The organism is Staphylococcus marylandisciuri, assembly GCF_025519785.1.
Classification (GTDB): domain Bacteria; phylum Bacillota; class Bacilli; order Staphylococcales; family Staphylococcaceae; genus Staphylococcus; species Staphylococcus marylandisciuri.
In genome coordinates this window covers 1-20,877 of the sequence record NZ_JAOPKZ010000019.1, presented here as the reverse complement: position 1 = coordinate 20,877, position 20,877 = coordinate 1, and the positions used below count along the sequence as shown (strand labels likewise).

Sequence of the window (20,877 nt, the reverse complement as noted above, 5' to 3'; positions counted from 1 at the left end):
TGAAATTCGAACGCCTGGAGGGAACACGATGAAATGTATTGTCGGTCTCGGTAATGTAGGTAAACGATTCGAGCTAACTAGACACAACATAGGATTCGAAGTTATCGATTACCTTATTGAACGAAACCACCTTAAATTAGACAAACAGAAATTCAAAGCTGCTTACACTATTGAACGTGTAAACGGTGAGAAAGTCATGTTTGTCGAACCGCTAACGATGATGAATTTATCAGGAGAAGCGGTGGCCCCATTGATGAATTATTATAATATTGAAATAGATGAGCTTTTAGTACTATACGATGATTTAGATCTACCTCAAGGTCAAGTGCGCTTGCGTCAAAAAGGAAGTGCTGGGGGTCATAATGGTATGAAATCAATCATCAAAATGATTGGTACAGATCAATTTAAGCGTATTCGCATTGGCGTTGGCAGACCGACGCAAGGTATGTCGGTGCCTGATTATGTCCTACAGAAATTTTCACAAGCTGAAATGCAAACGATGGATAAAGTAATCGAACATTCAGCTAAAGCGGTTGAATCGTTTATAGAAGCTAATCGTTTCGAAAATGTAATGAATAAATATAATGGTGAGGTCAATTGAAATCTTTAATAACGAACTATATACAGAAAGATAAGCGTTATCAAGAATTAGATGATGTATTTGGTAAGAGTAATGTGCTTGTATCGGGTTTATCTGCATCGGCAAAAGCGGCTATTATTGCTTTGAAGTTTCTCAATAGCCATGAACAGATGGTAGTAGTTACCAGCAATTTATATCAAGCTGAAAGACTCGAGCAAGATTTACTTCAATTTGTGGAATCTACAGAACTATACAAATATCCTATGCAAGATATTATGACTGAAGAGTTTTCAACTCAAAGCCCTGAGTTCATGAGTGAGCGTGTTCGTACTTTAACAGCACTTGCTCAAGAGCGAAGAGGGTTATTTATCGTGCCTTTAAATGGGTTGAAAAAATGGCTTACACCCGTTGAATTGTGGAAAGGTCATCAAATTGAATTATCTGTTGGTGAGGATATTGATGTAGATGACTTCCTCAATAAGCTTGTCAATATGGGTTACCGTAGAGAGAGCGTAGTGTCCCATATCGGAGAATTCTCACTTCGCGGGGGTATCATTGATATTTATCCGTTAATTGGAAATCCAGTCCGTATCGAATTATTTGATACTGAGGTGGATTCAATACGAGATTTTGATGTTGAGACTCAGCGTTCTAATGAGAATTTAGAAACGGTACATATCACTACCGCAAGCGATTATATTATTACACCCGATGTGCTCAAACATATGAAGGCTAATGCTAAAGCAGCATATGAGCGTACACGCCCTAAGATCGATAAGTCCGTTCGGAATGATTTGAAAGAGACGCTAGAGAGCTTCGAATTATTTGAGTCTGATTTCTTTGATCATCAAGTTCTGCGACGTCTCGTCTCATTTATGTATGATAACCCGGCTACGTTAATGGACTATGTCAAAAACAACGCGATCATTACTGTGGATGAGTTTAACCGAGTGAAAGAAACTGAGGAAACCTTAACGCTAGAAACAGATGACTTCATGTCAGGGCTCATTGAGAGTGGTAAGGGCTTCATCGGCCAGAAGTTTTTATACGATGATAATTTTGAGTACTTGTTGGATGGTTATCCCATCACTTACTTCACATTATTTACTTCGTCAATGACTGCTAAGATAGAGCATTTAATTAAGTTTTCTTGTAAACCGGTTCAACAATTTTACGGTCAATACGATATTATGCGTTCAGAGTTCCAACGCTATGTTCAAAATGACTACACCGTCATTGTACTTGTTGAAACAGAGTCTAAGAAAGAAAGGCTCCAATCAATGTTAAATGAAATGCATATCCCTACCTTTGTGGATTCGGTTGGTAACGAGATAGAAGGCGGGCAAGCTGTCATTACGCAAGGGAGCCTCTCAGAAGGCTTTGAACTCCCTTATATGCAACTGACAATTGTGACTGAACGGGAACTGTTTAAGACACCACAGAGAAAGAAACGGAAACGTACGAAGACGATCTCAAATGCTGAAAAGATTAAATCTTATCAAGATCTGAAAGTAGGCGACTACATCGTGCACGTCCATCACGGTGTAGGAAGATATCTAGGTGTTGAAACGCTAGAAGTTAACGGGATCCATAAGGATTATATTAAGCTACAATACAAAGGGACGGATCAACTGTTCGTGCCTGTTGATCAAATGGATCAAGTCCAGAAATATGTAGCTTCTGAAGATAAGTCTCCGCGCTTAAATAAACTGGGTGGTTCAGAATGGAAGAAGACGAAAGCGAAAGTTCAACAAAGCGTTGAGGACATTGCTGATGAGCTCATCGAATTATATAAAGAACGCGAAATGGCAGAGGGGCATCAGTTTGGAGAAGATACACCTGAACAACACGATTTCGAACTTGACTTTCCCTTTGAGCTCACTCCTGACCAAGCGAAATCCATTGAAGAAATTAAAGGTGATATGGAAAAAACAAAGCCAATGGATCGACTGTTATGTGGCGATGTAGGTTACGGTAAGACAGAAGTAGCAGTTAGAGCAGCTTTTAAAGCAGTAATGGAAGGGAAACAAGTGGCCTTTCTCGTCCCGACCACTATTCTTGCGCAACAACATTACGAGACACTCATTGAGCGCATGCAAGACTTCCCTGTTGAAATTCAACTTATGAGTCGCTTTAGAACCTCTAAGGAAATTAAAGAAACAAAAGATGGACTTAAATCAGGCTACGTGGATATCGTAGTCGGCACGCATAAGCTCCTCGGCAAATCGATAGAATATAAAGACCTAGGTTTACTAGTAGTGGATGAGGAACAGCGTTTTGGTGTGCGTCACAAAGAGAAGATTAAACAATTGAAGACTAACGTAGATGTCTTAACACTTACTGCTACGCCTATTCCGCGGACCTTGCATATGAGCATGTTAGGAGTACGTGATCTGTCGGTAATTGAAACACCACCAGAGAACCGCTTCCCAGTTCAAACTTATGTCGTTGAGCAAAACTCAAACTTCATCAAAGAAGCTTTAGAAAGAGAATTGTCTAGAGATGGGCAAGTATTCTATTTATACAACCAAGTGCAATCAATTTATGAAAAACGTGAACAGTTACAAATGCTTCTGCCTGATGCCAATATCGGAGTCGCTCATGGTCAAATGACTGAACGCGATTTAGAAGAGACGATGCTAGGATTTATCAACCATGAGTTTGATATTTTAGTGACGACCACAATTATTGAAACAGGCGTGGATGTGCCTAATGCCAACACGCTCATTATTGAAAATGCAGATCGATTCGGCTTAAGCCAACTTTACCAGTTACGTGGTCGCGTAGGTCGTTCTAGTAGAATCGGTTATGCCTACTTTTTACACCCTATGAATAAAGTACTCACTGAAACAGCTGAAGACCGATTACAAGCGATCAAAGAATTCACAGAACTTGGTTCAGGGTTTAAAATTGCTATGCGCGATTTGAACATTCGCGGAGCTGGAAATCTTTTAGGCAAACAGCAAAGTGGATTCATTGACTCAGTTGGATTCGATCTATACTCACAGATGCTAGAAGAAGCCGTCAATGAAAAACGTGGTATTAAGGAAGATAAAGCAGAAGCACCTGAAGTTGAAATAGACTTAAATGTTGATGCGTATCTTCCGGCAGAATATATACCAAATGAGCAAGCTAAGATAGAGATTTACAAGCGCTTACGTCAGTTAGATTCACATGAGCAACTCATGGATGTGAAAGATGAACTCATCGACCGCTTTAATGAATATCCGCAAGAGGTCTCACGTCTATTAGACATTATGGAAATTAAGATATATGCGTTGCAGGCTGGGATTACCTCCATCAAAGATCAAGGTAAAGCGGTAGAAATCTTGCTCTCAGAAAAAGGGACAAGTGAAGTCAATGGTGAGCAACTGTTTAAAGATACCCAACCATTGGGTCGAGCGATGAAGTTAGGCGTTAAAGAAGGCCAGTTAAAAGTGAGTTTAACGAAGAGCGCTACAATGCTCGACAATCTTAAATTCTTAGTGAAATCTGTGGAGGAAAGTATGGTTCATGCGGATGAAGAGTGAGTCACAGTCAGCTTTTAATGGCGTAGTGATCTTAACGGCCGCCTTAATCATCGTTAAGATATTAAGTGCGTTATATCGCGTGCCTTATCAAAATGTATTAGGAGATTCAGGGCTTTATGCATATCAACAAGTGTACCCTTTACTTGCCTTAGGTGCGATACTCTCTGCGACAGCCGTTCCTAGCGCGTTAACCCAAACGTTAAATGCTGATGCATCCGCCGTGAAGTACACTAAAATACTGGTTTGCCTTCAATGGATGAGCCTCAGTATTTTTGTGGTATGTTTAGCCGGAGCACCTTGGATAGCTAAACTTATGGGAGATGAGCACCTCGCACCTATTATAAGAGTGGCGAGTACAAGCTTTTTATTCGTAGGGGTATTAGGTGTGTTACGCGGTTACTACCAAGCTCATGAAAACATGACACCACCTGCAATTTCTCAAGTTATAGAGCAGCTCATTCGAGTGATAATTATATTCGTTGCTATCGGTATGTTCGTGTTTAAGGGATGGAATATATATCTTGCGGGTGCGTTATCCATCGGGGGTTCAGCGTTAGGAGGTCTTGGGGCTAGCCTATTCCTAGCGGCGCATCGCCCTTTTAAATTAACATGGGATAAAGAGAGCGATGATATCGATTGGAAACAATTCTTCTTAGCTATCGTTATATTTGCCATTAGCCAATTGATTGTCTTACTTTGGCAAATAGTCGATAGCTTCACAGTGATTCACACCTTAAAAGTGGCAGGTTTGAGTTTCAATCAAGCGATTACTCAGAAAGGCACTTATGATCGGGGCGCGTCCTTTATACAGGTAGGTCTTATCATAACTACCTCGTTCAGTTTCGTGCTTATACCGCTGCTCGCGAAGGCTGTACGCAATAAGGAACAATATCTCATTAGCCGTTATACGAACGCTTCGCTCAAAGTCACGGTCGTCATAAGCACTGCGGCTGGCATAGGTCTTATCAATTTACTACCGTCGCTAAACATCGTCTTTTTTGAAAATAACAATTTGGCATTAACGTTGAGTGTGTATATGCTTACAGTGATCTTTGTCTCTCTTATCATGATGTATATTGCACTCTTACAAGTTATGCACTGTGAACGACGTATTGTTAGTGGTTTAGCTACAGGTTTGGCATGTAAAGTTGTGCTTAATATCACTCTCATTCCATTCATGCACATACTCGGAACTAGTGTGAGTACTGTCGCTTCACTATTATTGTTCGCTTGTATCTTACACTTCAAAGTGCGCCAGCTATACAATTTGAATTCTATGCGTCGGTTTACTCTAAAGTTAGGGGTTGCTATGCTTATTATGACGGTAGTTGTGCAATGCCTTATGTTCTTACTGCCTATTCACGGGCGGATCAGCGGTTTAGTGACTCTGCTGATTAGTGCCATTATTGGCATAGTAATAGTTGTTATCACAGTAGTGAAGTTGAAGATATTATCTTATAAAGAAATTAAACATCTGCCATTAGGTGATAAAATTATAAATATGAAGAGAGGAAGACGTTAATTCATGCACAAAATTTCAATCGTAGGTCTCGGTAATTATAGTATAGATGAACTGCCTTTAGGGCTATATCGCTTCCTGATAAAGCAATCTCTCGTATATGCTCGCACGATACATCATCCCATTATTCAAGAATTGAAATCTGAGATTGAAATCAAAGGGTTTGATGAAGTCTATGAAAGACATGATCAATTTGAGCATGTTTATCGAGAAATAGTGCAGCGATTGATTGAATTAAGTGAAGACAAAGCTATCGTCTATGCAGTCCCCGGACATCCACGGGTTGCTGAAACTACAACCCAACTTTTACTAGAGGAAGCGAAAGAAGATGAACAATTAGAAGTTCAAGTGCTCGGGGGTAAGAGCTTTATCGATGACGTCTTCCAAGCTGTAAATATTGATCCGAATGATGGGTTTAGTTTACTTGATGCAACAGATTTAACTGCCGCACAACTTAATATACGCAATCATACAGTCATCACTCAAGTCTACAGTGATCTCATCGCTTCCGATCTCAAGCTCACGCTGATGGAACGCTATCCGGATGATCATTGCGTTAGTATAGTAGAGGGTGCTCAATCGAAGGGCGCGAATGTTTACGAGGTGCCGCTATACGAGCTTGATTTTCACAGTAGTTACTTTACTAATTTAACTAGCGTCTTCCTCCCTAAGGTTGAAGAAGATAAAGCCTACTATAGTGATTTCACTTACGCTACGGAGATTATAGACTTGCTAGTTGATGATGAGAAAGGGTGCCCGTGGGATAAGAAACAGACGCACGATACTTTAAAACGTTATTTACTTGAAGAATCATTTGAGCTCTTTGAGGCGATTGATAACGAAGATGACTGGCATATAATAGAAGAGCTCGGTGATATTATGTTGCAAGTCCTACTTCATTCAAGTATTGGTAAGAAAGAGGGGTATTTCGACATTGATGAAGTCATTGCTTCTCTAAATGATAAGATGATTCGTCGTCACCCTCATATCTTCGGTGATGCACAGGCACAAAATGAAGAAGATTTAAAAGAAATATGGGCAACTGCTAAAAGTAAAGAAGGTAAAAAAGACAGAGTTAAGTTTGAAAAAGTATTTGCAGAGCACTTCTTGAAATTGTATGATGATACCAAAAATAAAGTATTAAGTGAAGCGGAGTTAAAAGAGTATCTCACGAGAGGAGGAAATGATGGATGAGATTAGATAAGTATTTGAAAGTGTCACGTTTAGTTAAACGTCGCACATTAGCTAAAGAAATGAGTAGTCAAGGTCGTATAATGATTAATGGAAATGTAGCTAAACCGGGATCAGAAGTTAAAGAGGAAGATGAACTCATCGTGCGCTTCGGTCAAAAAGTAGTTACTGTTAAAGTGAAAGGTTTAAATGAGCATGCGAACAAAGAAAATGCAAAAGGTATGTATGAGGTTATAAAGGAAGAAAAAGTGAGCGAATCATAAGGAAGAGGGGCTAGGCATGAGTAAAAAAGTACAAGGCATAGGCAATCGTTACACCTCTGACGAGAATAAGAAGAAACAACGAATTCAAGCCAAAAAACGCGTTGTGCGCCGTCGTATAACTCTCATAGGAGGCTTGTTGCTACTCGTTATTATTGTCTTGTGCATCATGATTGCCGGACAGAAACACCAGAATACTCATGATGCACATATTCGCCAGCAAAAAGAACAAAAGTACCAAAAACAGCAAGATGAAGAGCTCGCTTTAAAAGAGAAACTGAATAACTTAAATCAGAAGAGTTACATTAAAAAAGTTGCTCGTGACGATTATTACTTAAGCAATGATGGTGAAGTAATATTCAAATTGCCTAACGATAAGTCTGGTTCGGAAGATAAGGGTTCTAAAGAAGATAAAGTTAAAGAAAATTGATTGGCCCTCTAAAGCATTGTATATAGGAAAAAATCAATTTTTTGATTCATTATACCATTGTTAAATCAACTCAACGAGCATATAATAGTGTTAAGTTGAAATCATACCAGGAGGATTTATATTAAATATGTCAATCGAAGTAGGAAACAAGCTTAAAGGTAAAGTCACTGGAATTAAAAAATTTGGTGCGTTTGTTGAATTGCCCGAAGGAAAGAGTGGCTTAGTACATATAAGTGAAGTAGCGGATAACTATGTTGAGAACGTGGAAGATCATCTGTCAATAGGCGATGAAGTCGAAGTTAAAGTTCTTTCAATAGCTGACGATGATAAGATTAGCCTCTCTATTAAAAAGGCTAAAGATCGCCCTCGTAAGCAGAGTCGTAGACCGCATCATAAATCATCTCATAATAAAGAAGTAGACTTTGAGAAAAAATTAAGTAACTTCTTAAAAGATAGCGAAGACAAATTAACTTCAATCAAACGTCAAACTGAATCTAGACGTGGTGGTAGAGGCGCGAGACGCTAGCTTAAAATTTTGAAATTTGAAGTGACGCACTTCTGCTCAAACCATAGATTATATTCAAGCTCAACGTTGCAGTGGACATAATTGAAATGATTTAAGAGTTGAGTATGATTAAGGATGGCTGAGAATCCGATTTAAAGTCATTGGATACTCTACCATCTTTTTTATTTGTTCAAAATGTAATAAGAAAGAATTCTTAAGTTGAGTTGAACGCAGAGGAGGTAAAGTAAAGATGAAAGTAAACACGCCTTTATGGACTGAACAAGATCACGTTGTAGTAGCTGTATCATGTGGTGTTGATAGTATGTGTTTGCTTCATTATTTACTTTATGAAGGACGAGATAGTTACCGCCAGCTCACTTGTTTACATGTGAATCACGGGTTGCGTCAAGAAGCGGATGAGGAAGAAGCTTTTCTCATTGAGTATTGTAAACGGCATCATATCGCATTATATACGCATCACTTAAATATGAATGATAATCGTCAAGATAATCATATTGAACAATTAGCGAGAGAGGGCCGTTATCAATGGTTTGATCGCATGATGAAAGCGTGTGGCGGGGATGTATTGTTGACCGCTCATCATCAAGATGATCAAATTGAAACTATATTCTATAGATTATTTACAGGACGCTCAACGCGTAATAGTTTGGGGATCGCTGATATTCAAGAACGTCAAGGCTACTTGTTAGCACGACCATTATTAGATACAACGAAAGATGAGATTCGACGCTATCAAGCGACAAACAACATCCCTTACTTTGAGGATAAAAGTAATGCTTCGAATGATTACGTACGTAACGATATTCGTAATAGAATATTGCCTTTTATAGAGAAGAATGAGCAACTTGAGAGTTCACAGTTATTGAGATTAAAAAGATGGCATGATGAAGAGATGGATCAAATTCATCGAAGCGCTCATCATTTCATTCATCGTTCCACCTATGTAGAATTACTTCCTTCAAAAATAAAAATTGATCGTTCGGAATTTAATCACTTAAATTTCAACTTAAAAGTCTCAGTACTTGATCAATTGTTTGCTATGGAAGGAAAGCATGAAGCTATCTCAGAGAAACTGTACAGTGAAGTTTTTAAACAACTTAGCAGTGAAACAGCTCAAACAGATATTACGATTTCTGCTCAATGGATAATTCGAATTGCGTATGATAAATTTATACTAATGGCTCGTACAGGAACAACGCCACGAACTACAGCTCAAAGCGTTTCAAAGCCTGGCGTGTATCATTTTAATCATTATAGGATAAATATTCATCAAACTTTCCCCGAACATTTATTTCCGCTAGTCATCCGACTAAGAAAAAATGGCGATAAAATAAAATTAAATCACCGTTCAGGGCATAAAAAAGTCAGTCGTCTGTTTATCGATCATAAAGTCATGAGAGGGGAGAGAGAGCACATCCCTCTTATTGAATGTGCTGATAAGCAAATCATAGCAGTGGGTTCATTATACACTCATGCAAAGTATATTAACGATATAGATATAAAGGATTTAGGAGAGGAATAAGAAATGAAAAGCGATTTAAAAAATATCCTACTGTCAGAAGAAGAGATTCAACAACGCTGTAAACAATTAGGAGAGCAAATTACTAAAGACTATCAGGATAAAGATTTAGTGTGCGTAGGTATACTGAAAGGATCAGTTATGTTTATGGCAGATTTAATTAAACATATCGATACGCATTTGGCCATTGATTTCATGGATGTTTCAAGTTATCACGGAGGCACAGAGTCAACTGGAGAGGTGCAAATCTTAAAGGACCTTGGAAGCTCTATCGAAGGAAAGGATATCTTAATCATCGAAGATATTCTGGAGACTGGTACGACATTGAAATCGATAACGGAATTTTTGAAAGCGCGTAAAGTGAACTCTTTAGAAATCGTAACATTGCTCGATAAACCAAATCGTCGTAAGGCTGAAATTGAAGCGAAATACGTAGGTGAAAAGATTCCAGACGAATTCGTTGTAGGTTATGGTCTTGACTATGGAGAACATTATCGTAACTTACCTTATATTGGCACTTTAAAAGAAGAAATTTACACAAAATAAGGCGTTAAGATTTAATCATTTTCTATGATGATATATACTTAACTATTAGGGCAGTATTTACATATTAAGAGCTTAGCTCAAGGCCGCAGAGTCCAAGGTTAGTTTAAAAGCGAATAAATTGCCTCAAATTGAGTGTGTTTGAATATGTGTTATGTCTTCATAGTTTTAAGTAAATTTAAAGACTCAAGTGGATCAAGGTCGCAATGTAAATAGTTAAAGCTTAGGTTTCGCTATAAATTTGTGCACTCTAGTATTGTTGTTAAATGAATGGGTAGAAGTTCGTAATAGATTTATAGAGAGTAATAAATTTCTAATTGCGCATTGCTAAGTATGACTTAATGGAGTTAGAAAAGCTTTAACTCTGTATCAATTATTCATTTTGCGCAAGCTATATGCTAATGAGCTAGCTGTCATTTAAAGTCAAGAAATATTTAACATGCGAGATTAACATACCTCATTGAGCAATTAGAATGCGACATCATTTTAACTCGTCTGCTAGCAATAACCTCAATTGTCGTAGTCCTTACTTTGATGGGAAGAGTTAGAAACCATCAAGGGGAGTAAGGGATGTGAGATGTTGTTTGCTAGCTTGTAACAGATTAACTATGTTAAAATTTTTGTTAGTTTTACTATTGAAGTAGGAGGAAATTACACATGCAGAAAGCCTTTCGCAACTTGCTCTTCATCGCAATTGTAGGCGTTATGATCTTTGGCTTATTCTCATGGATTAATGGTAACGGTAATTCACCAAAACAATTAACTTATAATCAATTTGAGAAGAAGTTAAACAGCGGTGACTTGAAATCATTAGAGATTAAACCAGAGCAAAATGTTTATTTAGTAAGTGGTAAGACGAAGGATGATAAAGACTATTCTTCAACTATTCTTTATAATAATGATAAAGAATTAGAACATATAACTGATAAGGCGAAAAGCCAAAAAGGGTTGAAATTAACTGTTAAAGAAGAGGAAAAACAAGGCGTTCTTAGCCAAATTCTAACGTCTCTTATTCCTGTCGGTGTCATCTTTATCTTGTTCTTGTTCTTTATGAGTCAAGCACAAGGTGGCGGCGGTGGCGGTCGTATGATGAACTTTGGCAAGTCCAAAGCAAAAATGTACGATAGCCAGAAAAAACGCGTACGCTTCTCTGATGTTGCAGGTGCTGATGAAGAGAAACAAGAACTTATAGAAATCGTTGACTTCTTAAAAGACAATAAACAATTTAAACAGATGGGTTCACGTATACCTAAAGGTGTTCTTTTAGTTGGACCTCCAGGGACAGGTAAGACTTTACTAGCGAGAGCTGTAGCTGGTGAAGCCGGTGCTCCTTTCTTCTCTATCAGTGGTTCTGACTTCGTAGAGATGTTCGTAGGTGTAGGTGCAAGTCGTGTACGTGATTTATTTGAAAATGCGAAGAAAAACGCACCTTGTATTATCTTTATCGATGAAATAGACGCAGTTGGACGTCAACGTGGTGCTGGCGTTGGCGGCGGTCACGATGAACGTGAACAAACGCTAAACCAACTTCTTGTTGAAATGGATGGCTTTGGTGAAAATGAAGGTATTATTATGATCGCTGCTACTAACCGTCCAGATATCCTCGATCCCGCGCTCTTACGTCCGGGTCGTTTCGATAGACAAATCCAAGTTGGTCGACCAGATGTTAAAGGTCGTGAAGCAATTCTGCATGTTCATGCTAAAAACAAACCATTAGATCAAACAGTAGATCTCAAAGCCATTTCTCAAAGAACGCCAGGTTTCTCTGGTGCAGACTTAGAGAACTTACTGAATGAAGCGTCATTAATTGCAGTACGAGAAGGTAAGAAGAAGATAGATATGCGTGATATTGAGGAAGCTACAGATCGAGTTATTGCTGGTCCAGCTAAGAAATCACGTGTTATTTCTGACAAAGAACGTAACATCGTCGCTCATCATGAAGCTGGACACACGGTTATCGGCATGGTCCTAGACGAAGCGGAAGTGGTGCACAAAGTGACAATCGTACCGCGTGGTCAAGCAGGTGGCTATGCAATGATGTTACCTAAGCAGGACCGCTTCTTAATGACAGAACCCGAACTCTTAGATAAAATTTGTGGTTTGCTAGGCGGGCGTGTATCTGAAGATATTAACTTTAATGAAGTTTCAACTGGCGCATCCAATGACTTTGAACGTGCTACTAATATCGCACGTAAAATGGTTACAGAGTACGGTATGAGTAAGAAACTTGGACCGCTTCAATTCTCTAGCAGTAATAGTGGACAAGTGTTCTTAGGTAAAGATATGCAAGAGGACCCTGATTATTCAGGTCAAATTGCTTATGAGATAGATAAAGAAGTTCAACGTATCGTTAAAGAGCAATATGAACGTTGTAAACAAATCTTATTAGAACACGAAAGCCAATTGAAACTCATTGCGAAAACATTATTAACAGAAGAAACGCTTGTTGCAGAGCAAATTCGCTCGCTATTCTATGATGGTAAGTTACCTGAAGTAGATTACGATGCAGCTGAGGTAGTTAAAGATGAAAATTCTGAGTTCAGTGATGGAAAATACGGTAAGTCTTACGACGATATCCGTCGCGAGCAACATGAACTTGGTAATACTAAGACTCAAGAGGATGAGAAAGAAGAGAAAGATATCGAGAAAGACCGTCGTCACGAGTCTAATGATCAAGGTCAACGCTCAGATGAAGGTGAAACAACGGGTCATGAGCAAGCACCTAATATCGACAAACCAAGCAACCCAAGTGATCCAAACGATCCTTCAAATAGAAATGAATAAAGCAAACTACTTGAAAAAGTCTCTTTCCGCTATCAGTATTTGATAGTGGAAAGAGTTTTTTAAATTGAAATGACAGATGAAAAGAATGAACATGTTAAGTGGATTGAGAATAGAAGATCGATGGCACGTAGATCTCAAACTAAAGTCACATTGAGATTAAGTCTACGACGCTACTGTACTACCTAGTAGTAAGGGTATGCGCTTTAACTCTATGAAGTGCGAAGTGTTAGGATTCAACCGCTTAAGATTCAATTCACATCATTAAAGAATAAAGAAAGACAATAGGTGATATATGATGACAAATGATTATATTGTAAAAGCACTTGCCTTTAATGGCCAAATCCGTGCGTATGGGGCACTTACGACTGAAAGTGTCCAAGAAGCTCAAACAAGACATTACACTTGGCCGACAGCCTCTGCAGCATTAGGACGTACTATGACAGTAACCCTAATGATGGGGGCGATGCTAAAGGGCGACCAGAAACTAACTGTCACTGTAGATGGTCATGGGCCCATAGGAAAGATAACTGCCGATGCTGATGCTAAAGGGCATATCCGAGGTTATGTCTCACACCCTCAAACGCATTTTCCACTAAATGATGCAGGTAAATTAGATGTACGTCGTGCAGTTGGTGTAGATGGGTCGCTTACGGTCATTAAAGATGTGGGTATGAAAGATTATTTCTCTGGCTCAAGTCCTATTGTATCCGGAGAAATAGGAGATGACTTTACTTATTATTTTGCTAAAAGTGAGCAGGTCCCTTCATCTGTAGGCCTCGGGGTATTAGTTAATCCGGACAACTCTATTAAAGCTTCAGGCGGATTTATACTCCAAGTTATGCCGGGCGCTGAAGATAAAGTCATCAGTCAGCTTGAAGACGCCATATCTACTATGACTCCAGTTTCGAAATTAATCGAGCAAGGATTGACGCCTGAGGAAATTCTAGAAGACATCTTAGGTAAAGATAATTTACAAATACTCGAAACTATCCCTGCTGAATTTGAATGTAGATGTGGACACGATAAGTTCTTAAATGCTATTAAGAGCTTAGGTGAAAGTGAGATTAAAAGTATGATAGAAGAAGATCATGGGGCTGAAGCTCAATGTCATTTCTGTCGTAATAAGTATCAATATAGCGAAGAGGAATTGCGAGAATTATTGCCAAATTAGGCTTGTAGAGTAATATAGTTGTATTTACTGAAAAATCTGATAGAATTAAACTATATCCGAGAGAAAAAGTAAGCTTTAAAACTTTTAATGATAAAGGGGTTAATAATTATGGCAAAAAAACCAGTTGATAACATTGTAGAAGTTATTGGTGACACACCTGTAGTTAAGCTTAATCGCGTTGTTGGTGAAGATGCGGCTGATGTTTACGTTAAACTAGAATATCAAAATCCTGGCGGCTCTGTTAAAGATCGTATTGCGCTAGCTATGATTGAACAGGCTGAGCGTGACGGAAAGATCAAACCGGGCGATACGATTGTAGAACCTACAAGCGGTAATACTGGCATAGGCCTTGCGTTTGTATGTGCAGCGAAAGGTTACAAAGCTGTATTCACTATGCCAGAAACGATGAGTCAAGAGCGTCGTAACCTCTTGAAAGCTTATGGTGCCGAGTTAGTCTTAACTCCTGGTTCAGAAGCGATGAAAGGTGCTATTAAAAAAGCGAAAGAATTAAAAGAAGAATACGGTTATTACGAGCCTCAGCAGTTCGAGAACCCTGCTAACCCTCGCGTTCACGAATTAACAACAGGTCCAGAACTTGTCGAGCAATTTGAAGGTAAGACGATTGATGCTTTCTTAGCTGGAGTTGGTACAGGTGGTACTTTAAGTGGTGCAGGTAAAGTCTTAAAAGAGAAATATCCTGACATTGAACTCATCGCTATTGAACCAGAGGATTCACCAGTATTAAGCGGTGGAGAACCAGGGCCTCATAAACTTCAAGGATTAGGTGCAGGTTTCGTGCCAGACACATTAAACACAAATATTTATCAAGAAGTTATTAAAGTTGGAAACGAAACAGCAATGGACATGTCACGTAAAGTAGCTAAAGAAGAGGGCATCTTAGGTGGTATTTCTTCAGGTGCAGCTATTTACGCGGCAATTCAAAAAGCTAAACAATTAGGTAAAGGTAAGACAGTAGTTACAGTACTTCCTAGTAACGGTGAACGCTACTTGTCTACACCGTTATATTCATTTGACGACTAATATTTAAGTGGTGTCGAAACTAGAGAGCGTGTCATAGAGATAACGATATCTCTGATACAAGCAGTAGCTGACTGGATGGCAAGGTGTTTAAGCTGAACACCTAAAGGTTCAAGTCAAGCGTGTTGGGAGCGAGTCGAGAAGCCTTAGTGGTTTCTGGCTTGCTCCTGTTTTCTTTTTTAATATAGCTATTACAAGGGAATGACTTTTCGCTATAACAAACAAATAATTTTATTTAGTAGGCGCTTTTCATAATAGAGCTTGATGTTACGAGCGTGAAAGTCAATTATTAAGAAGGTAAGTCATCACTAATAATTTATTACTGAAAAATAATGTGAATCAAGTTATCATAAAAGTGAAGGTCATACTGAATTACATATTAGAGTGAGGTGCAATCGTTTGGCGCATACTAAAATAATGGGGATCTTGAATGTGACCCCAGACTCGTTCTCGGATGGCGGTGAATACAACTCAGTTGAACGGGCTTTATCTAGAGCAAACATAATGATTGAAGAAGGTGCTGATATCATCGATGTCGGCGGCGTTTCAACTCGCCCTGGTCATGAGGATGTATCGGTTGAAGAGGAGATGAAGCGTGTCTTGCCGGTGGTCGAAGCATTGTCAGAACTCAACGTACAATTATCTGTTGATACCTTTCGCAGTACTGTTGCTGAAGCAGCTTTAGCTAGAGGTGCGACAATGATCAATGACCAATGGGCTGGTCTGTATGATGAGAACATGTTTAAGGTAGTAGCACGCTATGATGCTGAAATAGTGCTCATGCATAATGGTGATGGACATAGAGACGAACCTGTTATGGAGGAGATGCTTGTCGCTTTACTCAGACAAGCGCATGCAGCTGAGTTAGCAGGGATTCCTCAACACAAGATCTGGCTTGATCCGGGTATAGGTTTTGCTAAAACTCGCCAAGAAGAAAAAGAGGTTATGTCACGTCTAGATGAATTGGTTGCTACGGGGTACCCTGTGCTTTTGGCTACGAGTCGTAAGCGTTTTATTAAAGAAATGATTCCCTATGAGACTCAAGCGAAAGAGCGTGATGAAGCTACAGCTACAACGACAGCTTATGGTATCATGAAAGGTATAAAGGGCGTGCGAGTACATAATGTGGCTCTAAACTATAAAATAGGTCAGGGTATGGATTATTTAAAGGAGAATGATGATGAGCGACATAATTTTTCTTAATGGATTAGAATTCTATGGCTATCACGGGGCGCTTGAAGCAGAGAACGACCTTGGACAGATCTTTACGGTAAATATAGAGCTCAAAGTAGATTTGAAACGTGCTGGAGAAACGGATAATGTGGAGGACACGGTTAATTATGGCGAAGTTTACGAAGATGTGAAAGCTGTGATGGAAGGCGACCCTGTTAATCTCTTGGAGCATCTTGCTGAACTTATTGCAAAACGTATAAATTCACACTATAATCGTGTAGTGGAAACGACTGTCAACATCACTAAGCAGAACCCACCTATCCCAGGACATTACCAAGGCGTAGGCATAGAGATAGTGAGGGAGAATGATCAATGGTAGAAGCATATTTGAGCTTAGGAAGTAATATGGGAGAACGTGCCTACCATCTTCGTGAAGCCTTGAGCTTGCTCGATCAGATAGAAGGAATTAATGTTACGAAAGTATCCTCGATTTATGAAACAGCTCCTATAGGTTATACTGACCAAGATCCATTCTTAAACTTATGTGCGAAGGTCGAAACATCGCTTGCTCCTCATGACTTGTTGCATCGTTGCCTTGACGTGGAACGACGATTGCATCGTGTGAGGGAAATTCGCTGGGGGCCACGGACTTGCGATATTGATATTATTTTATATGGTGACGAACAAATAGATGATAATGAGTTGACTGTTCCGCATCCCCGTATGAGGGAGCGTGCGTTTGTAATCATCCCCTTACAAGAAATTGCGCCTCGTGCCGTTGAGCCTGTGTTACACCAGGCCATTGGAGAAATACAGGCACCTGATGATGAGGTAGAGGTCTATCGTGAGGGGTAAAATGGCTTTATAACATTGACGTAGTCTAGTAGAATTAACAACTGTGAAAGTTGATGAGAAAGATATACTTGAGCATACCTCTGAGTAAACTGTTAATAATACTGTTGATAGAGAGGTTCGGGGCAAAAGCGTATAGGATTTGAGCATAACCGAACGATGAGCACAATCATTGCCCAAATTTTGTCGAGCCGTGAAAGTTTCTATCGATAATCCTGCTTTTAGGAAGCCGTTAATCACTTCCCTAGAGCACAAAAGCGTTATGTCTCACCTCATCTTTGAGGGAATATAAGTCGCTATTAAATCTGGAGTATAGCACGGAATTAGGAAATAATACAACAAGTGTAAAGGAGAGAAAGAAATGTCAGAAGAAATGAATGACCAAATGCAGGTGCGTCGTCAAAAGCTACAAGAATTATATGATTTAGGTATTGATCCATTTGGTCATAAATTCGACCGTACAGCTATGGCTGAACCCTTACATGATAAATGGGATCAATTTAGTAAAGATGAATTAAAAGAAAAAGAAGGCGAAAGCAGCGTCACAGTTGCAGGTCGCATTATGACGAAGCGCGGTAAAGGTAAAGCAGGCTTTGCTCATATCCAAGACTTATCAGGTCAAATTCAATTATATGTTAGAAAAGACCAAGTTGGAGAAGACCAATTTGCCATTTGGAAGAGCGCAGATCTAGGTGATATTGTCGGAGTAGAAGGCGTAATGTTCAAGACAAATACAGGGGAACTTTCTGTAAAAGCTAAAGATTTTACGTTATTGACTAAGTCGTTAAGACCTTTACCAGATAAACATCATGGACTTCAAGATATTGAACAACGTTATCGTCAACGCTACTTAGATTTAATCACTAACCAAGATAGTACTCAAACTTTTATCAATAGAAGTAAAATACTACAAGAAATGCGCAACTTCTTAAATAAAAAAGGTTTCTTAGAAGTAGAAACACCTATGATGCATCAAATCGCTGGTGGTGCAGCTGCTCGTCCATTTGTAACCCACCATAACGCGCTAGACGCAACGCTGTATATGCGTATAGCTATAGAATTACATCTAAAACGTCTCATCGTCGGTGGTTTAGAAAAAGTCTATGAAATTGGCCGTGTCTTCCGTAATGAAGGGGTGTCAACACGTCATAATCCTGAATTCACTATGATTGAGCTTTACGAAGCGTATGCAGATTTCCATGACATGATGGATATCACAGAATCAATGGTACGTCACATAGCGCAAGAAGTTCTCGGTAAGACGACTATCCCGTATGGCGAAGAACAAGTTGATTTAGGTTCTAGCTGGAAACGCGTACATATGGTTGATGCCGTTAAAGAGATCACAGGTGTGAATTTCTATGATGTTACTTCAGATGAAGAAGCGCGTTCACTTGCTAAAGAGCATGGTATTGAAACGACTGATCATATGAAGTATGGTCACATACTCAATGAGTTTTTCGAACAAAAAGTTGAAGAAACATTGGTTCAACCTACCTTTGTATATGGTCATCCTATAGAGATTTCACCATTAGCAAAGAAAAATCCTGAAGATCCACGGTTTACTGATCGTTTTGAATTATTTATTGTGGGGCGCGAACATGCAAATGCCTTTACAGAGCTAAACGATCCAATTGATCAAAGAGAACGCTTCGAAGCACAATTACGTGAAAAAGAAGAAGGTAATGATGAGGCTCATGAAATGGACGATGATTTCATCGAAGCACTTGAATACGGTATGCCGCCAACAGGTGGTTTAGGTATCGGAATTGATAGATTAGTTATGCTATTAACTAACTCTCCGTCTATTCGAGATGTGTTATTATTCCCATACATGCGCCAGAAATAAAAGGGAGCGGGACAGAAATCTAATTTGAATAAAAAGATTTCTTAGTCCTGCCCCGGCAAGGATGACTAGAATTGAAAAAAGCTTGATACAAGCGCAATTTCAAATCAGTCATCTACTGCCAAGATGCTGAAAGAGGCTGAGACATTACATTATGCCCCAGCCTCAGAAATAAATACATTAGAATAGAGTTTAGCAGTGATCAATTCATTGTATAGTACTAACTAACCAATCAGAAAGTATTGAATTTTATTTGGAGTGAGATGAGGAAATACCAGATGTCTTGTTAAGTAAGCACGAGATAAGTGAAAGCTTACTAAGGGATATGTGGCGTTTCTATCTCACTTCTTTTTTATGTAAATGCAATAGAATAGAGGCAGAGGAGATTAACGGCTACTTAAAACATAATACTAGCTCATAGTTATTTAAGTGAACAAGTAAAAAGCTGTGTAAAAAAGTTTAAACAAGTGTAAAATAATCGCTAGTAAGGTATGTGAGATTATGATAGTATAACTAGAGTCGAATGGCTTGAGTCTTATCGATTACTTAAGCTTTTGTTAAAAAGTTTTTAGAAAACCTATTGACTTTAAAGCGCTGATGACTTATTATGAAAAAGTCGTCTTTTGAAGAGATGATAGATATCGTTTATGTAAATGAATCGCAAAGAAATTTTAACAGAGTGTAAAATTGACTGTTGAAAACTTTACAATAACGATGTAAGATGGACTATATGAAGTCATTGTCTGGTGACGATGGCAAGGAGGTCACACCTGTTCCCATGCCGAACACAGAAGTTAAGCTCCTTAGCGCCGATGGTAGTCGGACTTACGTTCCGCAAGAGTAGGACGTTGCCAGGCAAGACGATTTTGATGTGGAGGATTAGCTCAGCTGGGAGAGCATCTGCCTTACAAGCAGGAGGTCGGCGGTTCGATCCCGTCATCCTCCACCATTTAAAAATTACATACTCGCCGGCCTAGCTCAATTGGTAGAGCAACTGACTTGTAATCAGTAGGTTGGGGGTTCAAGTCCTCTGGCCGGCACCATCTTTTGAGCCATTAGCTCAGTTGGTAGAGCATCTGACTTTTAATCAGAGGGTCAGAGGTTCGAATCCTCTATGGCTCATCAGTTCATTCTAATAGTTATTAAGCAGAAGTAGTTCAGCGGTAGAATACGACCTTGCCAAGGTCGGGGTCGCGGGTTCGAATCCCGTCTTCTGCTCCATTATTTTGCCGGGGTGGCGGAACTGGCAGACGCACAGGACTTAAAATCCTGCGGTGTGTAGAACACCGTACCGGTTCGATTCCGGTCCTCGGCACCATTATCGAATGCGCCCGTAGCTCAACTGGATAGAGCGTCTGACTACGGATCAGAAGGCTATGGGTTCGACTCCTATCGGGCGCGTCACTTGCGAGTTTATACAATTACATATCTCGGGAAGTAGCTCAGCTTGGTAGAGCACTTGGTTTGGGACCAAGGGGTCGCAGGTTCAAATCCTGTCTTCCCGACTCTTTATGGGGGCTTAGCTCAGCTGGGAGAGCGCCTGCTTTGCACGCAGGAGGTCAGCGGTTCGATCCCGCTAGTCTCCACCATTTTATTTAAATGAACATTGAAAACTAAATGACAATATGTCAACGTTAATTCCAATAAACACAACGTGTTAGTAATAACACAATCAATTTACGAGCTAATCAAACGCTTTTTATGGAGAGTTTGATCCTGGCTCAGGATGAACGCTGGCGGCGTGCCTAATACATGCAAGTCGAGCGAACAGACGGGGAGCTTGCTCCTCCGACGTTAGCGGCGGACGGGTGAGTAGCACGTGGGTAACCTACCTATAAGACTGGAATAACTCCGGGAAACCGGGGCTAATGCCGGATAACATGTGGGACCGCATGGTCCTACAGTGAAAGGCGGC

16 protein-coding genes, 8 tRNA genes and 2 rRNA genes are annotated in these 20,877 nt (G+C 39.6%); all 26 read left to right on the top strand.

Translation table 11 applies throughout. The features are described 5' to 3' along the window. Positions 1 to 28: 28 nt before the first annotated feature. Positions 29 to 601 (top strand): aminoacyl-tRNA hydrolase, encoded by a 573-nt coding sequence (pth, locus tag N9R04_RS10640; protein ID WP_262856741.1) that lies wholly within the window; start codon positions 29 to 31, stop codon positions 599 to 601. An 8-nt stretch (positions 602 to 609) separates the two neighbouring features. Further along, positions 610 to 4,110 (top strand): transcription-repair coupling factor, encoded by a 3,501-nt coding sequence (mfd, locus tag N9R04_RS10635; protein WP_373316355.1) that lies wholly within the window; start codon positions 610 to 612, stop codon positions 4,108 to 4,110. Then, a complete protein-coding gene (locus N9R04_RS10630; RefSeq protein WP_262856775.1) occupies positions 4,100 to 5,632 on the top strand; it encodes a polysaccharide biosynthesis protein in 1,533 nt (510 codons plus the stop codon). The genes mfd and N9R04_RS10630 overlap by 11 nt, the downstream gene beginning before the upstream one ends. 3 nt (positions 5,633 to 5,635) lie before the next feature. Beyond that, positions 5,636 to 6,823, top strand: a complete 1,188-nt coding sequence (locus tag N9R04_RS10625; protein ID WP_262856739.1) for a MazG nucleotide pyrophosphohydrolase domain-containing protein — start codon at positions 5,636 to 5,638, stop codon at positions 6,821 to 6,823. Further along, complete coding sequence (locus tag N9R04_RS10620) at positions 6,820 to 7,083, top strand: RNA-binding S4 domain-containing protein (protein WP_262856738.1); 264 nt, start codon at positions 6,820 to 6,822, stop codon at positions 7,081 to 7,083. The genes N9R04_RS10625 and N9R04_RS10620 overlap by 4 nt, the downstream gene beginning before the upstream one ends. 16 nt (positions 7,084 to 7,099) lie before the next feature. After that, entirely contained in the window at positions 7,100 to 7,510 is a 411-nt protein-coding gene (locus N9R04_RS10615; protein ID WP_262856737.1) for a septum formation initiator family protein, read from the top strand. Positions 7,511 to 7,637: 127 nt separating this feature from the next. Then, entirely contained in the window at positions 7,638 to 8,036 is a 399-nt protein-coding gene (locus tag N9R04_RS10610) for a S1 domain-containing RNA-binding protein (protein ID WP_262856736.1), read from the top strand. 229 nt (positions 8,037 to 8,265) lie between these two features. Next, positions 8,266 to 9,558: a tRNA lysidine(34) synthetase TilS gene (gene tilS / locus N9R04_RS10605; protein WP_262856735.1), complete on the top strand. Its 1,293-nt coding sequence runs from the start codon at positions 8,266 to 8,268 to the stop codon at positions 9,556 to 9,558. 3 nt (positions 9,559 to 9,561) lie between these two features. Continuing rightward, positions 9,562 to 10,101: a hypoxanthine phosphoribosyltransferase gene (hpt, locus tag N9R04_RS10600; RefSeq protein WP_262856734.1), complete on the top strand. Its 540-nt coding sequence runs from the start codon at positions 9,562 to 9,564 to the stop codon at positions 10,099 to 10,101. A 654-nt stretch (positions 10,102 to 10,755) separates the two neighbouring features. Further along, entirely contained in the window at positions 10,756 to 12,882 is a 2,127-nt protein-coding gene (ftsH, locus tag N9R04_RS10595; protein ID WP_262856733.1) for an ATP-dependent zinc metalloprotease FtsH, read from the top strand. A 295-nt stretch (positions 12,883 to 13,177) separates the two neighbouring features. Then, entirely contained in the window at positions 13,178 to 14,053 is an 876-nt protein-coding gene (hslO, locus tag N9R04_RS10590) for an Hsp33 family molecular chaperone HslO (RefSeq protein WP_262856732.1), read from the top strand. A gap of 108 nt (positions 14,054 to 14,161) precedes the next feature. Further along, positions 14,162 to 15,094, top strand: a complete 933-nt coding sequence (gene cysK, locus N9R04_RS10585; RefSeq protein ID WP_262856731.1) for a cysteine synthase A — start codon at positions 14,162 to 14,164, stop codon at positions 15,092 to 15,094. A 396-nt stretch (positions 15,095 to 15,490) separates the two neighbouring features. Next, positions 15,491 to 16,294: a dihydropteroate synthase gene (gene folP, locus N9R04_RS10580; protein ID WP_262856730.1), complete on the top strand. Its 804-nt coding sequence runs from the start codon at positions 15,491 to 15,493 to the stop codon at positions 16,292 to 16,294. Beyond that, positions 16,272 to 16,643 carry a dihydroneopterin aldolase gene (gene folB, locus N9R04_RS10575; RefSeq protein ID WP_262856729.1) on the top strand — a complete coding sequence of 124 codons (372 nt, stop codon included), beginning with the start codon at positions 16,272 to 16,274 and terminating at the stop codon, positions 16,641 to 16,643. Before folP ends, folB begins: the two co-directional genes overlap by 23 nt. Further along, on the top strand, positions 16,637 to 17,119 hold the full coding sequence (gene folK, locus N9R04_RS10570; RefSeq protein WP_262856728.1) for a 2-amino-4-hydroxy-6-hydroxymethyldihydropteridine diphosphokinase: 483 nt from the start codon (positions 16,637 to 16,639) through the stop codon (positions 17,117 to 17,119). The genes folB and folK overlap by 7 nt, the downstream gene beginning before the upstream one ends. Positions 17,120 to 17,477: 358 nt before the next feature. Continuing rightward, positions 17,478 to 18,965: a lysine--tRNA ligase gene (gene lysS / locus N9R04_RS10565; RefSeq protein WP_262856726.1), complete on the top strand. Its 1,488-nt coding sequence runs from the start codon at positions 17,478 to 17,480 to the stop codon at positions 18,963 to 18,965. Positions 18,966 to 19,704: 739 nt separating this feature from the next. Beyond that, positions 19,705 to 19,819: ribosomal RNA gene (gene rrf / locus N9R04_RS10560) — 5S ribosomal RNA — on the top strand. Between the two features lie 16 nt (positions 19,820 to 19,835). Beyond that, positions 19,836 to 19,911 (top strand) — tRNA-Val (locus tag N9R04_RS10555). An 18-nt stretch (positions 19,912 to 19,929) separates the two neighbouring features. Further along, positions 19,930 to 20,005, top strand: a tRNA-Thr gene (locus N9R04_RS10550). Between the two features lie 6 nt (positions 20,006 to 20,011). Continuing rightward, positions 20,012 to 20,084, top strand: a tRNA-Lys gene (locus tag N9R04_RS10545). 24 nt (positions 20,085 to 20,108) lie between these two features. Further along, positions 20,109 to 20,183, top strand: a tRNA-Gly gene (locus N9R04_RS10540). A gap of 7 nt (positions 20,184 to 20,190) precedes the next feature. Further along, positions 20,191 to 20,280 (top strand) — tRNA-Leu (locus N9R04_RS10535). Between the two features lie 9 nt (positions 20,281 to 20,289). Then, positions 20,290 to 20,363, top strand: a tRNA-Arg gene (locus N9R04_RS10530). A gap of 30 nt (positions 20,364 to 20,393) precedes the next feature. Next, positions 20,394 to 20,467: transfer RNA gene (locus tag N9R04_RS10525), tRNA-Pro, on the top strand. An 8-nt stretch (positions 20,468 to 20,475) separates the two neighbouring features. Beyond that, positions 20,476 to 20,551, top strand: a tRNA-Ala gene (locus N9R04_RS10520). 109 nt (positions 20,552 to 20,660) lie between these two features. After that, positions 20,661 to 20,877 (top strand): 16S ribosomal RNA (locus tag N9R04_RS10515); the annotation flags it as partial.

Bases quoted from the DNA above. Each gene is read 5' to 3' on its own strand.
- pth (WP_262856741.1), top strand. From the start codon at position 29: ATGAAATGTATTGTCGGTCTCGGTAATGTAGGTAAACGATTCGAGCTA.
- N9R04_RS10630 (WP_262856775.1), top strand. From the start codon at position 4,100: ATGAAGAGTGAGTCACAGTCAGCTTTTAATGGCGTAGTGATCTTAACG.
- N9R04_RS10625 (WP_262856739.1), top strand. From the start codon at position 5,636: ATGCACAAAATTTCAATCGTAGGTCTCGGTAATTATAGTATAGATGAA.
- N9R04_RS10620 (WP_262856738.1), top strand. From the start codon at position 6,820: ATGAGATTAGATAAGTATTTGAAAGTGTCACGTTTAGTTAAACGTCGC.
- N9R04_RS10615 (WP_262856737.1), top strand. From the start codon at position 7,100: ATGAGTAAAAAAGTACAAGGCATAGGCAATCGTTACACCTCTGACGAG.
- N9R04_RS10610 (WP_262856736.1), top strand. From the start codon at position 7,638: ATGTCAATCGAAGTAGGAAACAAGCTTAAAGGTAAAGTCACTGGAATT.
- tilS (WP_262856735.1), top strand. From the start codon at position 8,266: ATGAAAGTAAACACGCCTTTATGGACTGAACAAGATCACGTTGTAGTA.
- hpt (WP_262856734.1), top strand. From the start codon at position 9,562: ATGAAAAGCGATTTAAAAAATATCCTACTGTCAGAAGAAGAGATTCAA.
- ftsH (WP_262856733.1), top strand. From the start codon at position 10,756: ATGCAGAAAGCCTTTCGCAACTTGCTCTTCATCGCAATTGTAGGCGTT.
- hslO (WP_262856732.1), top strand. From the start codon at position 13,178: ATGACAAATGATTATATTGTAAAAGCACTTGCCTTTAATGGCCAAATC.
- cysK (WP_262856731.1), top strand. From the start codon at position 14,162: ATGGCAAAAAAACCAGTTGATAACATTGTAGAAGTTATTGGTGACACA.
- folB (WP_262856729.1), top strand. From the start codon at position 16,272: ATGAGCGACATAATTTTTCTTAATGGATTAGAATTCTATGGCTATCAC.
- folK (WP_262856728.1), top strand. From the start codon at position 16,637: ATGGTAGAAGCATATTTGAGCTTAGGAAGTAATATGGGAGAACGTGCC.
- lysS (WP_262856726.1), top strand. From the start codon at position 17,478: ATGTCAGAAGAAATGAATGACCAAATGCAGGTGCGTCGTCAAAAGCTA.